This is a genomic window from Frankia sp. Hr75.2 (assembly GCF_949319125.1).
Taxonomy (GTDB): Bacteria; Actinomycetota; Actinomycetes; order Frankiales; family Frankiaceae; genus Parafrankia; species Parafrankia soli.
In genome coordinates this window covers 90,951-111,154 of record NZ_CASGGV010000099.1, presented here as the reverse complement: position 1 = coordinate 111,154, position 20,204 = coordinate 90,951, and the positions used below count along the sequence as shown (strand labels likewise).

Annotated in this window: 20 protein-coding genes; 10 read left to right on the top strand and 10 right to left on the bottom strand. The window is 71.2% G+C overall.

Annotated features, from left to right (window positions below):
- The first annotated feature begins 377 nt into the window (after positions 1-377).
- Positions 378-1,442, top strand: a complete 1,065-nt coding sequence (locus tag AC559T_RS09250; RefSeq protein ID WP_498868464.1) for an NAD(P)-dependent alcohol dehydrogenase — start codon at positions 378-380, stop codon at positions 1,440-1,442.
- 54 nt (positions 1,443-1,496) lie between these two features.
- Here AC559T_RS09250 and AC559T_RS09245 read toward each other — a convergent pair whose 3' ends face one another.
- From AC559T_RS09245 to AC559T_RS09225, 5 genes are all read right to left on the bottom strand, one after another.
- A complete protein-coding gene (locus AC559T_RS09245; RefSeq protein WP_071062340.1) occupies positions 1,497-2,111 on the bottom strand; it encodes a class I SAM-dependent methyltransferase in 615 nt (204 codons plus the stop codon).
- A gap of 130 nt (positions 2,112-2,241) precedes the next feature.
- On the bottom strand, positions 2,242-3,156 hold the full coding sequence (locus AC559T_RS09240) for an IclR family transcriptional regulator (protein ID WP_112108705.1): 915 nt from the start codon (positions 3,154-3,156) through the stop codon (positions 2,242-2,244).
- A 27-nt stretch (positions 3,157-3,183) separates the two neighbouring features.
- Entirely contained in the window at positions 3,184-4,032 is an 849-nt protein-coding gene (locus AC559T_RS09235) for an SDR family NAD(P)-dependent oxidoreductase (protein WP_498868461.1), read from the bottom strand.
- Positions 4,029-4,883: an SDR family NAD(P)-dependent oxidoreductase gene (locus tag AC559T_RS09230; RefSeq protein WP_498868460.1), complete on the bottom strand. Its 855-nt coding sequence runs from the start codon at positions 4,881-4,883 to the stop codon at positions 4,029-4,031. Before AC559T_RS09230 ends, AC559T_RS09235 begins: the two co-directional genes overlap by 4 nt.
- A 66-nt stretch (positions 4,884-4,949) precedes the next feature.
- Positions 4,950-6,107, bottom strand: a complete 1,158-nt coding sequence (locus AC559T_RS09225) for an LLM class flavin-dependent oxidoreductase (protein WP_498868459.1) — start codon at positions 6,105-6,107, stop codon at positions 4,950-4,952.
- A gap of 255 nt (positions 6,108-6,362) precedes the next feature.
- Here AC559T_RS09225 and AC559T_RS09220 point away from each other — a divergent pair, with 255 nt between their 5' ends.
- The 5 genes from AC559T_RS09220 to AC559T_RS09200 all read left to right on the top strand — a co-directional run bounded on the left by AC559T_RS09220 (position 6,363) and on the right by AC559T_RS09200 (position 9,835).
- Complete coding sequence (locus AC559T_RS09220) at positions 6,363-7,376, top strand: SGNH/GDSL hydrolase family protein (RefSeq protein ID WP_498868458.1); 1,014 nt, start codon at positions 6,363-6,365, stop codon at positions 7,374-7,376.
- On the top strand, positions 7,373-7,885 hold the full coding sequence (locus tag AC559T_RS09215) for a flavin reductase family protein (protein ID WP_498868457.1): 513 nt from the start codon (positions 7,373-7,375) through the stop codon (positions 7,883-7,885). The genes AC559T_RS09220 and AC559T_RS09215 overlap by 4 nt, the downstream gene beginning before the upstream one ends.
- A gap of 39 nt (positions 7,886-7,924) precedes the next feature.
- The gene (locus AC559T_RS09210) at positions 7,925-8,350 is read left to right on the top strand and encodes a cupin domain-containing protein (RefSeq protein WP_498868456.1); all 426 of its coding nucleotides are present in this window, start codon (positions 7,925-7,927) and stop codon (positions 8,348-8,350) included.
- A gap of 54 nt (positions 8,351-8,404) precedes the next feature.
- Positions 8,405-9,151 (top strand): SDR family NAD(P)-dependent oxidoreductase, encoded by a 747-nt coding sequence (locus AC559T_RS09205; RefSeq protein ID WP_498868455.1) that lies wholly within the window; start codon positions 8,405-8,407, stop codon positions 9,149-9,151.
- Between the two features lie 144 nt (positions 9,152-9,295).
- Positions 9,296-9,835 (top strand): hypothetical protein, encoded by a 540-nt coding sequence (locus AC559T_RS09200; protein WP_235014821.1) that lies wholly within the window; start codon positions 9,296-9,298, stop codon positions 9,833-9,835.
- A 68-nt stretch (positions 9,836-9,903) separates the two neighbouring features.
- On the opposite strand, the gene AC559T_RS09195 is transcribed toward AC559T_RS09200, so the two are convergent.
- From AC559T_RS09195 to AC559T_RS09185, 3 genes are read right to left on the bottom strand one after another with little or no spacing between them, the layout of a single operon-like run.
- On the bottom strand, positions 9,904-10,065 hold the full coding sequence (locus tag AC559T_RS09195; RefSeq protein ID WP_498868454.1) for a hypothetical protein: 162 nt from the start codon (positions 10,063-10,065) through the stop codon (positions 9,904-9,906).
- Positions 10,062-10,469 (bottom strand): hypothetical protein, encoded by a 408-nt coding sequence (locus AC559T_RS09190; protein ID WP_498868453.1) that lies wholly within the window; start codon positions 10,467-10,469, stop codon positions 10,062-10,064. Before AC559T_RS09190 ends, AC559T_RS09195 begins: the two co-directional genes overlap by 4 nt.
- A complete protein-coding gene (locus tag AC559T_RS09185; RefSeq protein WP_498868452.1) occupies positions 10,418-11,551 on the bottom strand; it encodes a zinc metalloprotease HtpX in 1,134 nt (377 codons plus the stop codon). Before AC559T_RS09185 ends, AC559T_RS09190 begins: the two co-directional genes overlap by 52 nt.
- Positions 11,552-11,675: 124 nt before the next feature.
- Between AC559T_RS09185 and AC559T_RS09180 the strand changes: the two genes are divergently transcribed.
- The 3 genes from AC559T_RS09180 (at position 11,676) to AC559T_RS09170 (ending at position 14,032) form a co-directional block, all read left to right on the top strand.
- A complete protein-coding gene (locus AC559T_RS09180; protein ID WP_235014822.1) occupies positions 11,676-12,113 on the top strand; it encodes an MmcQ/YjbR family DNA-binding protein in 438 nt (145 codons plus the stop codon).
- A gap of 146 nt (positions 12,114-12,259) precedes the next feature.
- The gene (locus AC559T_RS09175) at positions 12,260-12,835 is read left to right on the top strand and encodes a TetR/AcrR family transcriptional regulator (RefSeq protein WP_112108712.1); all 576 of its coding nucleotides are present in this window, start codon (positions 12,260-12,262) and stop codon (positions 12,833-12,835) included.
- A gap of 54 nt (positions 12,836-12,889) precedes the next feature.
- On the top strand, positions 12,890-14,032 hold the full coding sequence (locus tag AC559T_RS09170) for a glycosyltransferase (protein WP_498868451.1): 1,143 nt from the start codon (positions 12,890-12,892) through the stop codon (positions 14,030-14,032).
- A gap of 177 nt (positions 14,033-14,209) precedes the next feature.
- Here AC559T_RS09170 and AC559T_RS09165 read toward each other — a convergent pair whose 3' ends face one another.
- Positions 14,210-14,992, bottom strand: a complete 783-nt coding sequence (locus AC559T_RS09165; protein WP_498868450.1) for a TSUP family transporter — start codon at positions 14,990-14,992, stop codon at positions 14,210-14,212.
- 173 nt (positions 14,993-15,165) lie between these two features.
- Positions 15,166-16,698, bottom strand: a complete 1,533-nt coding sequence (locus tag AC559T_RS09160; RefSeq protein WP_498868449.1) for a PstS family phosphate ABC transporter substrate-binding protein — start codon at positions 16,696-16,698, stop codon at positions 15,166-15,168.
- A 233-nt stretch (positions 16,699-16,931) separates the two neighbouring features.
- Here AC559T_RS09160 and AC559T_RS09155 point away from each other — a divergent pair, with 233 nt between their 5' ends.
- Positions 16,932-20,180, top strand: coding sequence for an ATP-binding protein (locus AC559T_RS09155; RefSeq protein WP_498868448.1), 3,249 nt, complete (start codon positions 16,932-16,934; stop codon positions 20,178-20,180).
- Positions 20,181-20,204: the final 24 nt, after the last annotated feature.

The following is a 20,204-nucleotide window of genomic DNA, read 5'->3' as shown; positions in this document are numbered from 1 at the left end:
GAACCCCGGGAAGCGCCAGCGGATAGGGCAGGCGCCCGGTGGCGTAGAACTCGGCGCTACCCGCGTAGAGAGTCTCGTCCCACTCGGACATGCTGTCTGATACCACAGCCCGTATCTCCCTGCATCCACTGCCAGGATGACGCCCACGAAACGGGCGACAGATCATTCGCCGAGATTCGACCCTCTCCGCAACCATCACGATCAGCAACTATGCCCCGACCTGGGAGAATAGATAAACGTAGCTAGTTCTGACGGTTGATCGAGTGAAAAAATTCCTCGAAAGCGCGTAATTTGCCTGGAACGCGCGCACGCTTGGAACCGGCAACTCGGGGTAGAACAACGCATGTTCCGGTGGAGCGAAGGAGATCGCTGTGCTGATGAAAGCGGCCCGAATGCACGGGTACCATGAGCCGCTGCGGCTCGAGGAGATTCCGGTGCCTGCTCCTGGGGCGGGCGAGGTCCTGATAAAGGTGGCGGCGGCCGGGATCTGCCGCAGCGACCACCAGTTGCTCGAGGGCTACTTCCAGCCGGCCGCACCGATGGAGTTCCCGGCCGTACCCGGGCACGAGGTCGCGGGCCGCGTGGCCGGAATCGGCTCTGCCGTACCGCGTTCGGCGGGCCTGTCCGAAGGCGACCTGGTGGTGGTCAACCCGGGGTGGGGAGACGGAACGTGCCGCCAGTGCCATGCGGGCAATGAACAACTGTGCACCGGGACCGGTGGATGGATCGGATTCGGCCCGCCCGGTGGCTTCGCAGAATACGTGGTGGTTCCCCATCGGCACCTGGTCCGGGTGCCGGGCGGCGACCAGAAGGCGGAGAATCTCGCGCCGTTGACCGATGCCGGGCTGACTCCCTACCGCGGGGTGAAGAAACTGCAGGCGGCTGGAAAACTCGGACCGGGGCGCACCGTGGTGGTCGCCGGCATCGGCGGACTCGGCAGCTACGCCGTGCAGTACGCAAAGCTGCTCGGCGGTGGAGCCACCGTGGTTGCGTTCTCCCGCACCGACGAGAAGCTGGAGCTCGCCCGGCGCAACGGTGCCGATCACACCGTGAACACCCGTGACCTGAGCTCCAGTCAGGTACAGGACGACCTGGAGAGGCTCACCGGACGGCGGACGGTCGACGCGATCCTGGACTGCGCCGGTGCCCCCGCGTCGATCGCGCTCGACTTCGGGATTCTCGCGGCCGAGGGAGCAGTTGCCTCGGTGGGACTCATGGGTACCAAGGTAGAGGTACCACTTAACGTGATCGTGGGCACCGAACTCTCCTACTTCGGATCGTTCTGGGGAAACTACAACGACCTCACCGAAGTCCTTTCCCTTGCCGCGGCGGGGCAGATCAGACACATCGTCACCACGGTCAAGTTCGAGGACATCAACGATAACCTGGGAGCACTCGCCCGCGGTGACGTCGTTGGCCGTCAGGTGATCGTCTTCGACTGATCCGGTGTCGGCGGCCCTACCGGGCGCTGCCCGGGACCGCGCCGACCACCGCTGTCAGTCCGCCTTGGACGCGATGCCCTCGTAGGCGAAGCCGAAGAACTCGGGCCCGCCCATCCGGTAGGTCTCGATGGTGTCGAGAGTGAGCCCGGCGTTCTCGATCAGTCTGTCGACCGGCCGGTTCAGATGGCAACCGCCGAAGCACCGCCCCCAGAGGGGAGTGAGGCGGTCCTGCCACCGGGCGACACCGGGTCTCGGCGAACGGCCGTGTTCGACGAAGTGCAGCGTCCCGCCGGGGCGCAGCACCCTGTGCACCTCACCGAGCGCGCGTTCGACGTCCGGGATGGTGCACAGCGTCCAGGTGACCAGTACGTGGTCGACCGACGTGTCCGGGACGGGGAGCCGCTGGCCGTCGTCACCGACGAACTCGACCGGGACGGCGGTGGCGGCGAGGCGACCGGCGGCCAGCCTGCGACCGACCACCGCGGGTTCCACGGCGAGCAGGCGGGTGACCTGCGGCGGGAGATGGGGCAGGTTGCGCCCGGAGCCGAACCCGATCTCCAGGACCTCGCCGGTCAGCCCGGAGACCACCCGCGCCCGGGTGGTCTCCACGGGCCTGCCCAGGGCAAGGTCGATGAACCGGGGAAGCACCTGATCGTCGTAGAAGCCCATCGTCTCTCCCTGTCGCGGCATGGGTGTCCGGCCCCCTGCCCCGGCATTGGTACCCGGCCGCGGGTTGACCATCAAGGCACGTTGTTCCCGCGCCGGCGGTAACGGAGCGGGGGCGGCGCCGGGCCCAGGGTCAGCTCCCCGCCTGGTTGGGTGGGCGCCCACCGATCTCCCGGGTGATCGCCGTGGTGGCCGCGGTCAGCCGCCGGCCGTAGGGGACGACCTGCTGTGGGCTCAGGCGGTGCGGGAAGCCCGCGAGGGTGACCGCCAGGCACACCCGGCCGGCGCCGTCGAAGACCGGCGCCCCGATCAGGCTGAGCTGGTAGGACTCGATGCCGCCGAGGTCGACGAGCAGGTAGTCGTCGTCGACGCCCCGGGCCTGGATGACGCGTTCGACCGCGGCGCGGACCTCGGCGTCGCCGTCGCCCGCGGCGAAGGTTCTCAGCGCCCGGGCCAGGCTGTGGTGCCGGTCGTCGTCGAGTGCGACCGTGTACCCGCGGAGCCGGATCGTCTTGATGGCGTCGCGGTAGATGCCGAGCCGGTGGTCGTCGGGACGGGGGCTCAGCCGGCGCAGCCACCGCTCGACGGTCTCGGTGTCGGACCAGGCGATGAAGACCGTCCCGAGCGGCGGCGACAGCGGAACCCGGTTACCGGGCCTTGATCCGAACCCGACGGGCGTCGCGGCGTGCCCTTCGACGGCGAGGACGAGGATGTCCTCGCCCATGACGGAGCTCGCCACCGCCTGGACACCGAGCTCGTCGCTGAGCCGGCGCATGTGCGGTCGCGCGAGCTCGAGGGCCTGACGCCCGGATCCGGCGGCCGCGTCGCCGACGGCCACCAGGGCGGGCCCGAGGCGGTAGGTCTTGTCCTCCGGGTCGCGCAGCAGCCAGCCGGCGTCGCTGAGGGTGGCGAGCATCGCGTGGGCGGTCGCCTTGTTCATCTCCAGCCGCCGGGCCAGCTCCGACAGGCCGAAAGGCCGGCCGGGATGCTGGCTCAGGAAGGTGATGAGCGCGACGGTCCGCTCGACCCCCGGGGCGGGCCGCGGCATCAGGCGGGCCTGCGCCGCGCGGTCACGTCATGGCATCGACACGCCGCCGTTGGGCCGCAGGACCTGGCCCGTGACGAACCGGGCGGCTTCGGACGCCAGGTACAGCGCGGCGTGGCCGACGTCCTCCGTCGTCCCGATGCGCCGCAGCGGCGCCAGATCCCGGCTCCGTCCCAGGAATCTTTCGCGCTTGTCCTCATCGACGGTCCCGTCCTCGGCGGTGTAGTGGCGGCGAGTGATGTCGGTCTCGACCAGACCCGGCGCGATGGCGTTCACCCGGACCCTGTCCGGACCCAGCTCCTTCGCCAGCGTACGAGTGATCTGGACCACCCCCGCCTTCGAGATCGAGTAGGCCACCAGGCGGGCGGGGGCGGTGTCGAACGCACCCGACGCCATGTTGATGATGCTGCCCGCCCGCTGGCTCCGCATCACGGCCCCGGCCGCCTGGCACCCGAACAGCACGCCCTTGAGGTTGACGGCCAGCACCCGGTCGAGCTGTTCCTCGGACAGATCGAGCACCGGGACGTCGATGATGATCCCGGCGTTGTTGCACATCACGTCGACCCGTCCGTGTTCCGACGCCGCCGCGCGCACCAGGTCGTGGACCTGGTCTCGGCGCGACACGTCGACGGCGGCCGGCGCCGCCGACCCGCCGGCGGCGGCGATCTCCTCGCTCGTCGCCCCCGCGGCCCCGGCGTCGACGTCCGCGCACACCACCACGGCGCCGGCCGCCGCCAGCACCCGGGCTACGCCCTGGCCGATGCCGTGGCCCGCCCCGGTCACGATCGCCACCCGGCCGGTGAGGTCGAACGCGCGGCCCAGCGCCCTGACCGGCTCCGCGCGTCCGTCCTCCTCGAGGGCCGCCCCGTCCCGGGTCATGACGGCGTGGCCGTCGAGGGCGGCGCAGTCGAGGGCAGCACCGTCGACGACAGTCCGGAGCCCATGTAGGCGAAGCGGGCGGTGGCTCCGCCGTCGACCACGAGGGTCTGGCCGGTCACGTGCCGGGAGAGGTCGGAGCACAGGAACAGGGCCGCGCCGGCGATGTCGCGCGGCTCGCCCGAACGGCCCAGCGGTTCCACCGCCGGCGGCGGGGAGACGTCCCCCCGTGCCTGTAGTGCGCGCATGAGGCGCGGCGTCCGGATGGAACCGGGTGCGACGGCGTTGACCCGGATGTTCGACGGGCCGAGCTCGACGGCCGCCGTGCGCACGAGGGACAGCAGGCCGGCCTTGGCCGCTCCGTAGGCGGCGTGGTTGGGCGCGCTGGTCAGGCCGCTGACCGAGGCGGTGAACACCATCGCCCCGCCGCCGGCGGCCACCATCTGCCGGCCCACGATCTGCGTGATGAGGTGGGCGTGCCGCAGCACCAGCCCGAAGGTCGCGTCCCAGTCCTCGTCCGTCACCTCCAGCAGCGTCGACCACAGGGCCATGCCGACGATGTCGACGACGGCGTCGAGGCGCCCGTAGGCCGCGAGGGTCTCCGCGACGACACGCTCGACGTCGTCGCGCCGGCGCGCGTCGGCGACGCAGGGTAAGCCACCCACCTCGGCCGCTATCTCGCGGGCGAGATCGGGATCCACGTCGACGCACGCGACCCTGGCTCCCACCGACGCCAGCGCGTGGGCGGTGTGCCGGCCGTTGCCCTGGCCGGCTCCCACGACCATCGCCACCCGTCCGTCGAGGCGCAGCAGCCCGGGGTAGTCGGGGATCGCCGATTCATCCAACCGTGTCATCGTTCCTGCCTCCGCCGCTGCCGCTGCCGATGTCTCTGCCTCTGCCTGCGATCGGGATCGTCGGGATCAGGTGGCGGTCACCGAGGTCGAGACCTGGACCTCGCGACGTTCGAGCTCGGGGATGACGTGGGTGCCGAGGAGCTCGATGGTGCGCATCACGGCCTCGTGGGACAGCCGGCCGAACTGCACGTAGCAGAGCAGCCGGTCGACCCCGAGCTCGGCGTAGCGGAGCATCTTGCGCAGGCACTCGTCGGGATCACCGACGATGATCATGTCGGCGTCGCTGAACTGCCTCGGATCCGGCGGCGCGTTCCGCCGCTGCTCGAGGATCGGGAACATCTTCTCCCGCTCCTGCTCGGAGGCGTGCGGGAACTCCCACTCCAGCGTGAACTCGGCCAGGTTCCTGTACCACCACCAGGTGGCGTCCCAGATCCCGTTCGCCTCGGCCTGGGCCATCGTGTCCGCGCAGTGGACCAGCGTGTAGGCCGCCACGCGGTTGTTGACCACGCGGGTGATCGGCTGTGCTGCGGCGGCGGCCCGCCGGTAGAGCTGGATGGTCTCCGCCATCTGCTCCAGCGGCCGCATGATCGACAGTGAGAGCAGGCCGAGGCCCATGGCGCCGGCGGCCTGGGCGCTGCCCGTGCTCGACGCCGCCATCCAGCAGGGTGGGTGCGGATCCTGCACCGGCTTGGGGGTGACCATGCGGACGGGGACGTTGCCCGCCGCGGGGAATCGCCAGTGTTTTCCCTCGAACGAGAAGTATTCGGATTCCCAGGCCTCGACAATGGCCTGGATCGCCTCACGTACCTGATCCTTGCTCTGCGGGATGTCGACACCGAAAGCGGTCTGTTCCATGGGGGTCGAGCGGCCCGTCCCCCATTCGACGCGCCCATTACTCAGGACGTCGGCCGTGGCGACCTTCTCGGCAACGCGCACGGGTGACGTGAACGCGGGCGGCAGCAGTGTCACCCCGAAGCCGAGCCGGATCCGTTCGGTGACCTGCGAGAGCGCCCCGATGAGGACCTCGGGCGCCGAGCAGTGGGACCGCCCCTCGCGGAAGTGGTGCTCCACGTGCCAGGAGGTGTGGAAACCCATCTCGTCGGCAAGGCGGATCTGGGCGATGGCCTCGCGGTAGGCGGCCTGCTCGGCCTCGCGCTGCCCGTGGGGATGGGGCTTCGACCACGGCTTCGGGACGTCCACCTCGTACAGCAGATCCAGTTTCACGGCGGCCTCGTTTGTTATAGCAAACGGCGTGGTTGGTACAGTGACCACCATAAGTGCCGCTCCGTCGATGTCAACGGGGTCGCCGCCAGACAGCTCGACCCGAACTCCAGCCCTAACCCAGCCGGTTGACACCCCCACTCCCAGGTCGTTACGTTCCTGAACGCAAGATGGTTGTTCCAGATACGGAACAATGCGGCGGTCTCGAAGCGTCAGGCATCCGGGCCGCGCAACGGTGAATGCGAGGTCGTGATGCCGTTGCTTGATCCACGTCTATTTCTCCGGGGTAGCCCGTTCGCTGGTACGCCGGAGATCCCCTACCCGCGCGCGGTTACCGCGGACGCGCCGCGCCTGCCGGGCGGAACCTGGCAGGCGGCCTCCATTCCGGTCGGAGTCCGGCTCGAGTTACAGGGCGACGCCGAGGCGGTGGTCGTCGCGTATCGCACCGAGTGCGACGCCCGCGGCCCACGCGGCCCCGGCGTCGGTGTCGGTGTCGGCGTCGGCGTCGGCGTCGGCCAGACCTTCGAGATGTGGGTGGGCGACTCACTGCTGGCGACCGCCCCGGCCGTCCACGGCGAGGGCACCGTGGAGCTGCCCCTGAACGCCGGCACGCGGACGACGACCGTGTACCTGCCCGAACGCATGCGCCCGACCGTGCTCTCACTCACCCCGGTCGGCGGTTCCCTCGAACCGGGACCGCCCCGTCCACGTTGGCTCGCCTACGGTGACTCCATCGTCGAGGGCTGGGTCGCCAGCTCGGCGGGCTCGTCCTGGCCCGCGCGGCTGGGCCGCCGGCTGGGCCTCGACGTCTGCAACCTCGGCTACGCCGGCGCCGCCCGCGGCGAGATCCCCTCCGCCGAACACCTGGCGAGCGTCCCGGCGGCACTGATCAGCATCAGCTACGGCACCAACTGCTGGTCGACGATCCCGCACACCGCCGAACTGCTGCGCGCCGGGCTGGACGTCTTCCTCACCGTGGTGCGGCAGGGGCACCCGGACACGCCGGTCGTGGTCACCACGCCGATCCGCCGCCCGGACGCCGAGACCACCCCCAACCGCGTCGGCGCCACGCTCGACGATCTACGGGTCGCGATGGCGTCCCTCGTCCAGGCACGCATCGACGGCGGCGACCCGTCACTCACCCTCGTTCACGGCGAGACCCTGCTGGACGAGTCACTCCTGGCCGACGGCGTCCACCCCGGCGACGACGGCCACGCGGTCATGGCCGACCGCCTGGAACCCGTCCTGCGGAAGGCGGGGCCGGGGACATGAGCGGCACACGGCCCCCGAACCACACCGACGACCACACGAACGCCTTCCGGAACGCGCTTGGAACGTTCGCGACGGGAATCGTGGTCGTCACCGCGTCGCACCCGGCGGACGGTCCGGTGGGTCTCACGGCCAACTCGTTCAGCTCGGTGTCGCTCGCTCCTCCGCTCGTGCTGTTCTGCGTGGCGCACACCTCCACCACGTGGCCGTCGATCCGGGCCGCGGGCCGGTTCTGCGTGAACGTCCTCGCCGACGGCCAGGAGGAACTGTCACGCCGGTTCACCGTGCGGGGTGAGGATCGCTTCCGCGGCGTCCCCTGGCGGCCCGCGCCGTCCGGCGTCCCGATCCTGCCCGGCGTCGCGTCGTGGATCGACTGCCGCATCGAGACTCTCCACGAGGCCGGCGACCACACCATCGTCGTCGGGAAGGTCTGCGATCTCGCGGTCGACGACAAGGGTGCCGCTCCGCTCCTCTACTACCGAAGCAGCTACGCCAGTCTGACCGTCAGATAACCATTGATGGTCACGAATCAAACCGGAAGGAGCGTTCTGATGGACGGTGACGCCGACCGGAACGGCGAAGAGGAGAGGCCTCGGCAGTTCTTCTTCGACGTCAACGAGCTCCCGGGCCGTACCAACGTGGATATCATGGGGGATTCCGAGGAAACCCGGCAGTACTTGGACCTTTTCGGCCGCGACCTGGTTACCAGGACGATTCTCCAGTCCCCGCAACTGTGCGTCTACCATGAGACCGCCGCGCCGGGAGAGAAGGTCAAGCCCCATCGGCACGGTACCCATCAGCTGAACTACGTCCTCCGCGGCGAGCTGATCTTCGGCAGGCGGCACGTGGGGGCCGGCATGGGCTTCTTCACGCCCGACCTTCTCTATGCCTGGCGGGCCGGTGACGAGGGCGCCGAGTGGATCGAGATCCACGCCGGCCAGCCCGGCATCTTCGTCGATCAACGGTCGTCCTCCTGACCGCTGCCCTGACCCAGCGCCCTGTGGCCATCTACCAAACGAGGGATGTCAGTCGTGACAGATTTGTTCGAGGGCAAGGTCGCCCTCATCACCGGCGCCGGATCAGGCATGGGCCGGGCGATCACCATCCGGCTGGCGAGGGAAGGCGCCGCGGTGTTGGCCCTCGACATAGACGAGGGCCGGCTGGCCGAGACGAAGGCGCTCACCGCGGGCACGGTGTCGGTCCGCCAGGCTGACGTCAGCGACCCGGCTGCGTGCGCCGAGGCGGTGGCCGCGTGCGTCGACGAGTTCGGGCAGCTGGACGTACTGGGCAACGTCGCCGGTATCTACCTGGCCGAGCACACCACGAAGGTGACTCTGGAGCAGTACCGACGGGTGATGGGCGTGAACCTCGACGCCTACTTCTTCCTGGCTCAGGCCGCCATTCCGCACCTGTTGGAGACGGGTGGCAACATCGTGAACATCGCCTCCAACGCCGGTATCCAGGGGCTCCCCTACTCCGCCGCCTACTGCATGAGCAAGGGTGGCGTCATCCAGCTCACCCGGGCGCTGGCCGTCGAGTTCCTCAAGACGCCGCTGCGCGTCAACACCATCGCCCCGGCGGGCACCAACACGAACATCGCGTCGGCGATGACGTTCCCGGCCGGCATGGACCCCGACCTTTCCCGTCGCATGGCTGGCCTGCGCGGCCTGGCCGAGCCGGCGGAGATCGCCACGCTGTTCTCCTTCCTCGCCTCCGGCGAGGCCCGTTCGGTGACCGGTGCCGTCTACACCATGGACAACGGCCTCACCGTCAGCTGACCGCCGGCCTTCTCACCTGGTAATCGTGGCCGGAGGGTGAACACGTGGCAGTCGAGCCTTTTCGCATCCACATCAGCGAGGACCGGCTGGCGGTGCTCGGCGACCGGCTGCGCACCGCGGTCTGGGCGGAAGAGCCTGCGCGGGGTGAGCCGGGACGACTTCGCGCCGGAGGAAGTCGCCGACTTCGACAGGCAGCGCCCCGCGGCACTCAACCTCACGCACTTCCTGACGCACACGTTCGAACCCCGCACCCTGGCCTGGGCGTTGCAGGACTCTCCCGTCGGCCTGGCCGCCTGGATGGTGCAGCGGCGGCAGGCGTGGAGCGACTGCGGCGGTGACGTGGAACGCCGCTTCACCAAGGACGACCTCATCACGAGCTTCGCCCTCTACTGGCTCACCGGCACCGTCAGCGGCTCGCTGCGGTTCTACGCCGACTCGTTCCAGCGGCCGTGGACCCCCTCGCACGACCGTCGGCCCGTCCTGGAGTCACCGACGGGCATCGCCGTGTTCCCATACGAGCTGACGCACGTGCCACGCGCCCTCGCGCAGCGCGAGGCGAACCTCGTGCACTGGACCCGGATGAGCCGTGGTGGCCACTTCGCCGCGGCCGAGGAACCGCAACTCCTGGTGGCGGACATCCGCGCGTTCTTCCGGCCGCTGCGCGCGACCGGACTGTCCCGCTGACGTCCGTCGAGACATCCGCTGTCGCGGCGCATCATCCACACCACACCAGGCTGGGTTGAGGATCGGGCTCAGGGGGCGTACACGAACAGCAGGGCTCCGGCGAGGAGCACCGCGGCGGACAGCAGATAGCGTGCGGCGAAAAGCCAGCACCGGACGGTTCCGGCCTCGGCGCCGGTCACGGTGCGCAGTTCGACGTACGGATGGGGCGCGCGCAGATACCACCCGGTCACCACCACCTCGTCTCGACGAAGGACTGGGCCCGGGTCAGCGCGAACAGGATCCGCCCTCCCGGCGCCGGGTGGCGGTACACGACGGGCACCGTCCCGCTGGCGTCCGCGAGGACGAGGTCGGGCGAGGTCACGAACCCGCCCCGGCCCACGATCGTCCCGCGCAGGCTGACCGGTATCGCACCGAGTGGCCCGGCGTCGAGCCGGTCGAGCAGTTCGATGAGCCGTCCGACCGGTTCCGGAGTGCCCAGCGGCGCCCGCAGGCCCGCGCGGATCAGCAGCAGCGCACCGGCGGCCGTCACCAGTCCGGCGAGGAAGCCCAGGTCGTAGTGGTCGGGCCCGCGGCGGGCGAGGATCAGCGCGGCACCCAGGCAGATCCAGCCACCGAAGTACACGGGCAGCTCCACCAGGAACTGCCCGCGGGCCCGGACCCGCTCGCCGGCGCTCCCGCGCGCCGCGCTCCGGGCTCCCCGCCACTGCCGGGGCGCGCCGGGCAGGCCGCTCGCCTCCAGCGCGGCGATCCGGGTCGAGACGAGGGGGTGGGTGGAGAGGATCTCCAGCCAGCGTGCCCAGGGGCTGGTGACCTCCCAGCGCAACGCCCGCACGAGACGCTCGGGGGCAGCTCCAGGGCGATCAGGCCGACGGACGGCGCCGAGCCGCTGCTGGCGATGCCGAGGGCTCCGACGGCCCGGACCCTGTTCTCCCGGCGAGCCAGCCGACGGGCCGCTCTCTTCTCGTCGTTCTCCCGAAGCACGTGGACGCGGGCGGCGAGATCCTGATCCCGCTCCCCCATCCCGTGCACAATCTTGCCGAGGGCGGAGCACAGCGCGTCGCCGTCCCCGGTGAGCACGCAGGAGGCGTGGTCGGCGCCCAGCTCACGGGCACGGGAGAAGCTCAGCAGCGCCAGCTCGGAAAGCAGGTAGGCGGCGGACCCGATCAGCCTGGCCGGGTCATTGTCCCCGGACTGGTCGCCGTTGCGCGTGCCGGACGCCGCGTAGTACATGAGGGTCGGCACCACGCACAGCGCCGTCATCACGGCGAAGTCCCGATTCCTGATGTGCCCGATTTCGTGCGCGACGACCGCCTCGACCTCGCGGTCGTTGAGCCGGTCGAGCAGCCCGCGGGAAATCCAGATACGTGCGTCCCGCCTGGTCCGGCCGAAGGTGAACGCGTTGGGGTCGCCGTCCTCGACGATGCCGAGCCGGACCAGCGGAATGCCGGCGTTCCGGCACTGCCGGGCGACGATCGCGGCGACCGGCTCGTCGCTGAGATATCCGTCGGCGCCACGCTCCAGCTCGCGGGCCGGGGCCAGCCACTCCACGACCCGCGGCCCCACCAGGTACTGCAGGAGGGCAAGGCCGGTCACGACGGCCACCGGCACAAGGACCGGCACCGGTGTGAAGACGGTCAGCAGCCAGCCGGCCAGGATCAGTACACCGCCCAGCGCCGACAAGGCGGCCGCCGAACGCCGCCAGACGTAACCCGTCATGCCCCGCCCCCCGAATCGGCCAGACAACCAGCCGGGCAACCCGGACCAAGTTATCGAAAACCGTTCCCGGCTGCCGGAGGATAGCCTCGTCGCATGCTGCGGGCGCGTTCTCGGGGAGACCTCGGTGGCTGACGCCGACGATGTGCGCCGGTTGGCGCTGGCGCTGCCGCACGTGGTGGAGATCGCGAGCGAGGGCTTTGACTTCCGGGTGGCCGGCAGGGGCTTCGTCTGGTCCTATCCCGAGCGCACGCCCGGGAAACCGCGCGTGATCCGGACCGATACCGCGGTGCTGTTCGTCGGCGACGAGGCGGAAAAGCAGGCGCTCCTGCTCGGCGAGCCTGACATCTTCTTCACCGTGCCGGGCTACAACGGCCTGCCCCTGGTGATGGTGCGCCTGGCTGAGGTGACGGTCGGCCGCCTGCGGGAGCTCGTGACCGACGCCTGGCGGATGCGCGCGCCGGACGCGCTCGGCGGCGACCTCGACCAGCACGCCGAGCAGCTCACCGACCAGCACGGCAGGCAGCACGCCGAGCAGAGCGGCGAGCAGCCAGCTCTGGGCTGAGCCCGCCCGATCACCAGGAAGCATCGCCGGCGCCGCGGGCGCGGGCGGCTGTCGCGCGCTGTCACACCCCCGACAAAGTTTGAGCGCCGCTCAAGCGAAATGCTTGACTGTCACTCAAGCGAATCGATCCGGGGAGGGCTCGACTCATGGGAACCAGGGCGGATGCGGTGGCGGCCACCAGGGAGCGGATCGCGCGGGCCGCGCTGCGACTGTTGCTCGCGCAGCCCTACGAGGACATCACCCTGGCGGACATCGCGACCGGCGCGGGCGTCTCCCACCAGACCGTCCTCAACCACTACGAGTCCAAGGAGGGCGCCGCCTCGGCGGCGATCGAGCTCCTGGGGTCGGAGATCGAGGGGCTGCGGACCTCCGTGCGGCACGGCGATCCGGAGCACGCCGTCGAGGTGCTGGTCGAGCAGTACGAGCGGTCCGGTGACCTCAACGTCCGCTGGGCGATGTCCGCCGAACGGCTCGGGCGCCTGGCGGCCATCCTCGATCAGGCCCGGGCGGCGCACCGGGCCTGGCTGGAGGAGGTCTTCGCACCCCACCTGCCCACCGTGCCGGCGGACCGGCTGCGCGGCCTCAACGCGCTGCACGCGGCGACCGACGTCTACACGTGGAAGTTGCTGCGCCGCGACCTGCGCCTGAGCCGGCCGGAGACCACCCGGACGATGACCGCGCTGGTACGCGGCGTGCTGATCCGTGACGTGCCGGACAGCTGACCCGACAGGAATCCCGGCACGAATCCCGAGCGAAGGACCGAAGGAAGGTCACCGATGAGCAACACGTACCTGTTCGCCCTCACTGACGGTGGTGGTTCCGTAGCTCCGGAGCTCGGCCTCGCGCGACGGCTCGTCGAGCGCGGCCACCGGGTCACCGTCCTGGCCGAGGACTCGATGGTGCCCGCCGTCGCCGCGACCGGCGCGGCCTTCCGTCCCTGGCGGAACGGCCTCAACCGGCCCGACAACCAGCCAGAGCACGCTCCGTACCGGGAGTGGGAGCTATTGGTGGCCGCGGAGGCCGACGGAGTGCCGTTCGACGTCCTGATGCCGAACCTCTACCCGCTGCCCGCACCGGGGCTGCCGCCGTTCGGCCCCGGGCTGCGACCCGCCCGGGGACCGGCCGGCCGGCTGCGCGACCGGCTCGTCGGCGCCATGTCTCAGCGGATGTGGGACGGCGCCGCCCTGCCCGGGCTCAACGCGCTGCGAGCCGCGTACTGCCTGGAACCGATGGCGCACTACCAGGATCAGCCCCACCGGGCCCGCCGCGAGCTGGTGATGACGAGCGCGGAGTTCGACTTCCCTGCGCGGCTGCCGGCGAACGTCCGCTACGTCGGGCCGGTCCTCGACGAGCCGGTGTGGGCGGCCGAGCCGTGGCAGCCGCCGGCCGGGGACGCGCCGCTGGTCCTGGTGTCCATGTCCAGCACGTTCCAGAACCAGGCCGAATGCCTGCAGCGGGTCGCCGACGCGGTGGGATCGCTGTCGCTGCGCGGTCTGGTGACGACCGGCCCGGTGATCGATCCCGGTCAGCTCACCGCACCGCCCGGAGTCACCGTGGTCTCCGCCGTGCCCCACGGCGAGGTGCTCCGCCACGTCTCGCTCGTCGTGACCCACGGAGGCCACGGCACCCTGGCACGGGCGTTCGCCGCCGGTGTCCCGGTCGTGGTGCTGGCGCACGGCCGCGACCAGGCCGACAACGCCGCCCGGGTGGTCCACCACGGCGCCGGGCGGTCGGTCAGTCGTGCGGCGAAGCCGGCGAAGATCGCTGACGCCGTCCGGCGGGTCCTGGACGATCCCTCCTACCGGCGATCCGCCGCGCGGCTCGGCGCGGCCCTGCGCCGCGACGCCGCCGACGGCCGTCTCATCGCCGAGGTCGAGGACCTCGACCCGGGCCAGCCGCAGGGAAGGCACGCCGCCTGACAGTGAGGATGGCCCGAACCAGAGCCAGAGCCCGAGCCCGAGTCCGAGTCCGAGCAAGGTTCATGAGCAGGTTCGCAGAGCGGGTGAGCGGCGCGGCACTCGCTCGAATGCTTCCAGCGAAAGCGGTGCGCGTTTGCTGCGGGGCGGTTCAACCGGCGTGTTCGTGTGCCGGGCGCATCAAGCGGCCTGGATCAGATAGACGGCGGCAAGTGCGCAGGCCAGGACGCCGAGGAGGAGACGTAGGGCGGTGTTGGGCAGGTGGGGTTGGAGGCGCGCGCCGAGGTATCCGCCGGCCAGTCCGCCGAGTCCGCAGGTAAGTCCGAGTGCCCAATGGGGGGCGATGTTCCCGGCGGTGGTCAGGGCGAGCACGGCGTAGGCCGCGACGCCGACGATCGAGGTGAGGAACGTCGAGGCGAGGGTAGCGGGGGCGACTACGGCCACGGACATGCCGCGTCCGACCAGGATCGGGCCGAGGAGCGAGCCGCCCCCGATGCCGTAGATGCCCCCGACGAACCCGACGATCAGAGCCAGCACGGTGATGGTGCGCGGCCGTGGTGACGAGACGCTCGGGACGGTCTGGTGCGGCTGTCTACGCAGGGTACGAGCGCAGAGCCAGACGCCCAGGGTTAGGAGCATCGCGGCGAGGAGGAGCCGGAACAGGCGGGCGCCGGGGGCGAAGTGGACCCGGACGACGGCACCGAGCACCACCCCCGGCAGGGTGCCGAGGACCAGCAGCCGGGTCAGGTGGCCACCGAGCTGTTTCTGCTGGTGGTAGCGGCCGAGCGGCCCGGGTATGGCGATGAGGTTGAACAGCAGGTTGGTTGGTGTGACCGCTGGGCTGGGAACGTGCAGCACGTCGAGCTGGACAGGAAGAAGAAACACCGCGCCGGAGACCCCGACGGGCGCGGTGATGGTCGCGATGAGCAGTCCAGAGGCGAGACCGAGCAGGATCGTGGTCACCCGGGCCGGGCCGCTTTCACACCTCCGATCCTGACGGATGCCGCTGGCGCACGGGACGACGGGTCGGCGCCTGATCGCCGTCATGGCCGGTACCGGCCGGATCGGCAGCCGCCGCGAGCGGCTCCGCACGGCCGGTCTGGCCGGGCGCACCGCCCACCGTCACCCGTGGAGCTTCAGGGCCCCTCCTGGCAGCGCCTGAGGCCTTCCGGGCTGTAGCACGGCAGAGCGCCGTGAGCCTTGATGACGGTCTGCCCGCCGCCCCTGGTCAGATAGTCGAGGAAGCTCAGGGTGAGGGAGCCGGCGGGCGGCTGCCCGTAGGTGTACGCGTATTCGACCTCCGCGAAGGGATAGGTGCTGTTGCGGATGGCCTCGATCGAGGGATCCTGCCCGTCGATGCGCACGGTGCGCAGGCCCTTGACGGTCGTGGCGGTACGCAGTTCGCTGTAGCCGATCGCGCCCGGCAGCCTGGCCACGCTTCGCAGTACCCGTTCGGTGCTGTCGAGCTCGCAGCGGATGACCTTGTCCTGCGGTGAGTTCCGGTGCTCGCAGTCCTGGGAGGTGTAGGCGGGTTCACCAATGCCGGCAAGGATGCGCCGCCGGAACAGGTCGCGGGTACCAGAGTTGGCGTCGCGGCTCACCAGCAGGATCGGGAGGTCGGGCCCGCCAACCTGGTTCCAGTTGACAACATCGCCCCGGTAGATGCGGCGTATCTGCTCGATCGTCAGGCTGCTGACCGACACCTCGTCGTTCACCACGACGGTGAAGGCGGAAACCGCTACCCGGTCCCCTTGAAGGCGCGGGTCGAGCTGCGATCCACCACCGTCACGAATGACGATCATGGCGGGGGAACCGTTCTCGGACTCGCCCGTCTCCACCAGTCTCTGCATGCCTTCGTTGCTGCCACGAGCCTCCACCGTGATGTTTGAGTCGGGGCAGTCCGACTCGTATCTCCTGGCGATTTCCTGCACCACGGGCGCGAAGGCCGTGGAACCGTTGACGGTGAGCTTCCCTGTGGCGCAGCCGATGGGCGGGGGCGCACCGCCGCCACCGACGACGATGCTCGCCAGCACCGTGACGCAGAGCGTGAGCAGGATGGTGATCAGGCGGGCGGGCCGGTTGAAAAGGGGCGGCTTGTCGTCGACCGTGGTGCTCCGGTTGGGCTGCACCGCGCCCTCCCGGATCCCACCGGTGACGCGCACGGCGCAGCCGACGCTGCCGCCGGTGAGGAGCACGAGCAGTTTGTAGTGCTGACCGCTGTCGAGCGGAACACGAGGCAGGTAGATCGTGTTGCCGCTGTGCCGCATCCCCCTCGAAGACGCGAAGTGCTCCATGAGGTGGTCGGCGTTGGGCTGGGTGACGGTCACACCCCTGACGATGCGTTCCGTGAAGACGGCGGTGAGACCGTGCAGGTCGCCGCCGGTGTAGTCGGTGCTGGCCACGCTCTGCGCACCGTCATTCTCGACCCGCAGGAGGACGAGGGTCGCGTCGGACATGTCCGGGAGATCGCTGAACAGGCCCAGCCGTATGTTTTCCTGACCCTGCCCGTCACGATTGTCACCGCCGATGGGCATGTCCATCTGGACGCGGTAGCCAATGCGCCTGCGGCGCGGCACCCGGCGCTCGTACCAGACCACCGCGAAGGACGCCACTATGCCGAGCGCCGCGGTAAGCACGGCCACGATGTTCTCGGCACTCAGCCAGCTCACGATGCAGCTCGCCCCCGCATGCCCAACCGGCCCGACGTGTTGATTCGATTACCGTATGGGGCCCGTCGCGGACTGGAGAGCCGCGGTCTACTCGGTCGCCTGATATTCGCCGTGAATTCATCCGGTGATCCAGGAGGTTCCTGCGGAGGCGTCACACCGCCGGGCGCACCACCCGAGCCCCCCGCTGTCCCGTCGCCGCGCCGATCACAGCTTGCCGCTCTAGAGTGGCCGGGATGGGCGTGGGCCTCACTCTCCTGGACGGGGTGCGCTGGAAGGGCATCCCGGTGGTCGGCGACCGGCCGCGGGCGCTGCTGGCGGCGCTGGCGGCGGAACGCGGGCGGCCGGTGCGGGCCGAGCGGCTGGTGGAGCTGATCTGGCGCGGGGAGCCGCTGGCCAATGCGGCCAAGGGTCTTCAGGTGGTCGTCTCCCGAACGCGGGCCGCCTGCGGCGGCGCCGCGGTGGTACGCGATGGCGAGGGCTATCGGCTCGACCTGCCTCCGGCCGAGGTCGACAGTTGTCTGCTCGGCCGGCTGGTCGCCGAGGCTGGCACCCTCCTCGCGGCCGATCCGGCCGCCGCCGCCGAGCGGGCCCGGGAGGCGCTGGAGCTCGGCGCGTCGCTGTCGCCGGTGCCGGCGGGCGAACAGGGCCCGCTCGCCGACGTGCGCCGGGCGGCCGGCCGCGATCTGGCGGCGGCCCGGCTGCTGCTGGCCCGGGCGGCGAGCCGGACAGACCGGCACACCGAGGCGCTGGGGCTCCTGGAGGCGGCGCACGCCGAGCGGCCCGACGACGAGGCCCTGCTGGCCGACCTGCTGCGCAGCGAGGCCGCCGTCCGCGGGCCGGGGGCGGCCCTGGAGCGCTTCGAACGCCACCGTCGGGACCTGCGGGAACGGCTCGGTGTCGGCCCAGGGGAGGCACTCACCCGGCTGCAGCGCGATCTGCTCGCCGCCGACCAGCCCGTCCGCGACGGCCTCCGTTACGACGCCACTCCCCTGCTGGGCCGCCAGGGGGACGTCGAGCGGCTGCGGACGTTACTGGACCGGTCACGGGTGGTGTCGATCGTCGGGCCGGGCGGCCTCGGCAAGACCCGGCTGGCGCACCGGCTCGCCCGGGAGAGCACGCTGCCGGTGGTGCATGTCGTCCACCTGGTCGGGGTGACGGCGCCCGAGGACCTGCTCGGCGAGGTCGGCTCGGCGCTCGGTGTCCGCGACTCGATCGGCGAGCGCCGGGTGCTGTCCCCGGGCCAGCGCGCCGACCTGCGCACGCGTATCGCCGCGCAGCTCTCGCGCGGGTCGAGCCTGCTGCTGCTGGACAACTGCGAGCACCTCGTCGAGGAGGTCGCCGAGCTGGTCGCCTTCCTCGTCACCGCCACCGCGGACGTCCGGGTGCTCACCACGACCCGGGCGCCGTTGGCGATCAGCGCCGAGCGGGTCTACCTGCTCGGGGAGCTGGGCCGCGCCGACGCGACCGAGCTGTTCCGTCAGCGCGCCGCCGCCGCCCGGCCCACCGTCCGGCTCGACCCCGAGGTGGTCGGCCGGATCGTCGACCGGCTCGACGGCCTTCCGCTGGCGATCGAACTGGCCGCGGCGCGGGTCCGCGCGATGTCGGTGGAGGACGTCGACCGGCGGCTGGCGGACCGCTTCGCCCTGCTGCGCGGCGGCGACCGCGGCGCGCCGGACCGTCACCGCACGCTGCTCGCGGTGATCGACTGGTCGTGGAACCTGCTGGCCGAGCCGGAACGGCGGTCGCTGCGTCGGCTGGCGCTCTTTCCGGACGGGTTCACCCTGGACGCCGCGGAGGAGGTGCTCGGCGCGCCCGACCCCGCCGGGCAGGTCGCCGGCCCGGAGCCCCTGGACGCCTTCGACGCGGTGCAGAACCTCGTCGACCAGTCGCTGCTGAGCGTGCGTGAGTCGGCCGACGGGGTCCGCTACCGGATGCTGGAGACCGTCCGCGAGTTCGGCCGGCTGCGGCTGACCGAGGCCGGCGAGCAGGTGTGGGCGCGGCGGGCCCAGCGGGCCTGGGCGGTCGGTTACGTCACCCGGCACGGCGCGGACCTGCTCAGTGAGCGGCAGTTCGCGGCGATCGACGCGGTCGCGGCCGAGGAGACGAACCTCGCCGACGAACTGCGGGCCGCGCTGGTCGACGGCGGTACCGAGGCGGTCGTCCGGCTGCTGGCGGTGCTCAATCCGTTCTGGGAGATCCGCGGCGATCACACGCGGATGATGGTGCTGGCCAACGCGGTCGCCGAGGCCCTGCACGACTGGGCCCCGCCGCCAGCGGCGGCCGCGGCGACCCTGGCCAGCCGGATCGCCATCCTGCGGACGAAGATGCTCATGACCGTCAGGTACCCGGAGGATGCCTGCGAACTGCTGGTGCCGCTCGATCCGGCGGACGCGGACAACACGTGGCTGGCCGGTTCGGTGCGGGTGCAGCTTGCGCTCGATCCGACCCGGCCCGCGGACGCCGCGGCACGGCTGGAACGGCTCGTGGACGACGCCGACCGGCACACGCGCCTGATCGCGCTGATGTGGCTGACCCATCTGTGGGAGAACGACGGTGTCCCGCGGACGGCGGCGGCCTGCGCCGAACGGGCGCTGGCGCTCGCCGCGCCGCAGGACGGCCCGTGGATCGCGGCCGTGCTGCGCACCCAGCTCGCCGCGCTGTCGATGCAGCTCGGGGACGTCACCACCGCCCGGTCGTGTGCTCGCGCGGCACTGCCCGTCCTGGAACGGCTCGGCGCCCGCGACGACGTCGCGCAGCTCAGGGTGCTGCTGGCATTCGACGCCATCAACGACGGCCGGCTCGAAGCGGCCGAGAGCCACCTCGCCCAGAGTGCCCCGGAGGACAGGACGGGGCTCGGCGGCAGAATGATGGCCACCGCCGAGGCCGAGATCATGATCGCCCGCGGCGACACGACCGGTGGTCTACGCCGGTACGTGGACGCGGCGGAGGAGATGCGGGCCCTGCGGCTGCCGGGCGTGGAACCCACCGGCCTCGAGCCCTGGGTGCTCGTGTGCGACGCGGCGACGGTGGCCGCGTTCGCCCGGCACGCGAGCACGGCCGACGACCTCGCCACCGGTCACAGCCTGTTCCGGGCCTGCCTCACCCATTGCGTCGAAGCGTTCCGACGCGGGCAGGCCGGCGCCGACTACCCGGTGTACGGGACGGTGCTGTTCGCACTGGGCGCCTGGGGTCTTCGGGAGAACCTCCCGGCGCCCGGAGACGGTCTGGCCGGGATGGCCCCGGAGGACGCGGTCCGGCTGCTGGCGCTCGCGGAACGGTTCGCCTACCCCGCGACGATCCCGTCGATGGGGTGGTCGCGGATCGAGCCGATCGCCGAACGCCGCGCGCCCGGCACGCTCGCGGCGGTCCGGGCGAGCGTCGCCGGACGGCGCCCGGCGCAGGTTCTCGACGAGGCCCGCCTCCTCGTCGAGCACCTGGCCGAACGCCTGACTGGATGGCTGGATGGCTGGCCGGGCAGTTGACCGGGCGGGACGCCGACCGGGCGT

What these genes read in the sequence shown, in the direction of transcription:
- AC559T_RS09235 (WP_498868461.1), bottom strand. Translation starts at nt 4,032, where the DNA reads ATGACCCGGGACGGGGCGGCCCTCGAGGAGGACGGACGCGCGGAGCCG.
- AC559T_RS09155 (WP_498868448.1), top strand. Translation starts at nt 16,932, where the DNA reads ATGGGCGTGGGCCTCACTCTCCTGGACGGGGTGCGCTGGAAGGGCATC.
- AC559T_RS09250 (WP_498868464.1), top strand. Translation starts at nt 378, where the DNA reads ATGAAAGCGGCCCGAATGCACGGGTACCATGAGCCGCTGCGGCTCGAG.
- AC559T_RS09170 (WP_498868451.1), top strand. Translation starts at nt 12,890, where the DNA reads ATGAGCAACACGTACCTGTTCGCCCTCACTGACGGTGGTGGTTCCGTA.
- AC559T_RS09215 (WP_498868457.1), top strand. Translation starts at nt 7,373, where the DNA reads ATGAGCGGCACACGGCCCCCGAACCACACCGACGACCACACGAACGCC.
- AC559T_RS09230 (WP_498868460.1), bottom strand. Translation starts at nt 4,883, where the DNA reads ATGACACGGTTGGATGAATCGGCGATCCCCGACTACCCCGGGCTGCTG.
- AC559T_RS09245 (WP_071062340.1), bottom strand. Translation starts at nt 2,111, where the DNA reads ATGGGCTTCTACGACGATCAGGTGCTTCCCCGGTTCATCGACCTTGCC.
- AC559T_RS09210 (WP_498868456.1), top strand. Translation starts at nt 7,925, where the DNA reads ATGGACGGTGACGCCGACCGGAACGGCGAAGAGGAGAGGCCTCGGCAG.
- AC559T_RS09185 (WP_498868452.1), bottom strand. Translation starts at nt 11,551, where the DNA reads ATGACGGGTTACGTCTGGCGGCGTTCGGCGGCCGCCTTGTCGGCGCTG.
- AC559T_RS09175 (WP_112108712.1), top strand. Translation starts at nt 12,260, where the DNA reads ATGGGAACCAGGGCGGATGCGGTGGCGGCCACCAGGGAGCGGATCGCG.
- AC559T_RS09240 (WP_112108705.1), bottom strand. Translation starts at nt 3,156, where the DNA reads ATGCCGCGGCCCGCCCCGGGGGTCGAGCGGACCGTCGCGCTCATCACC.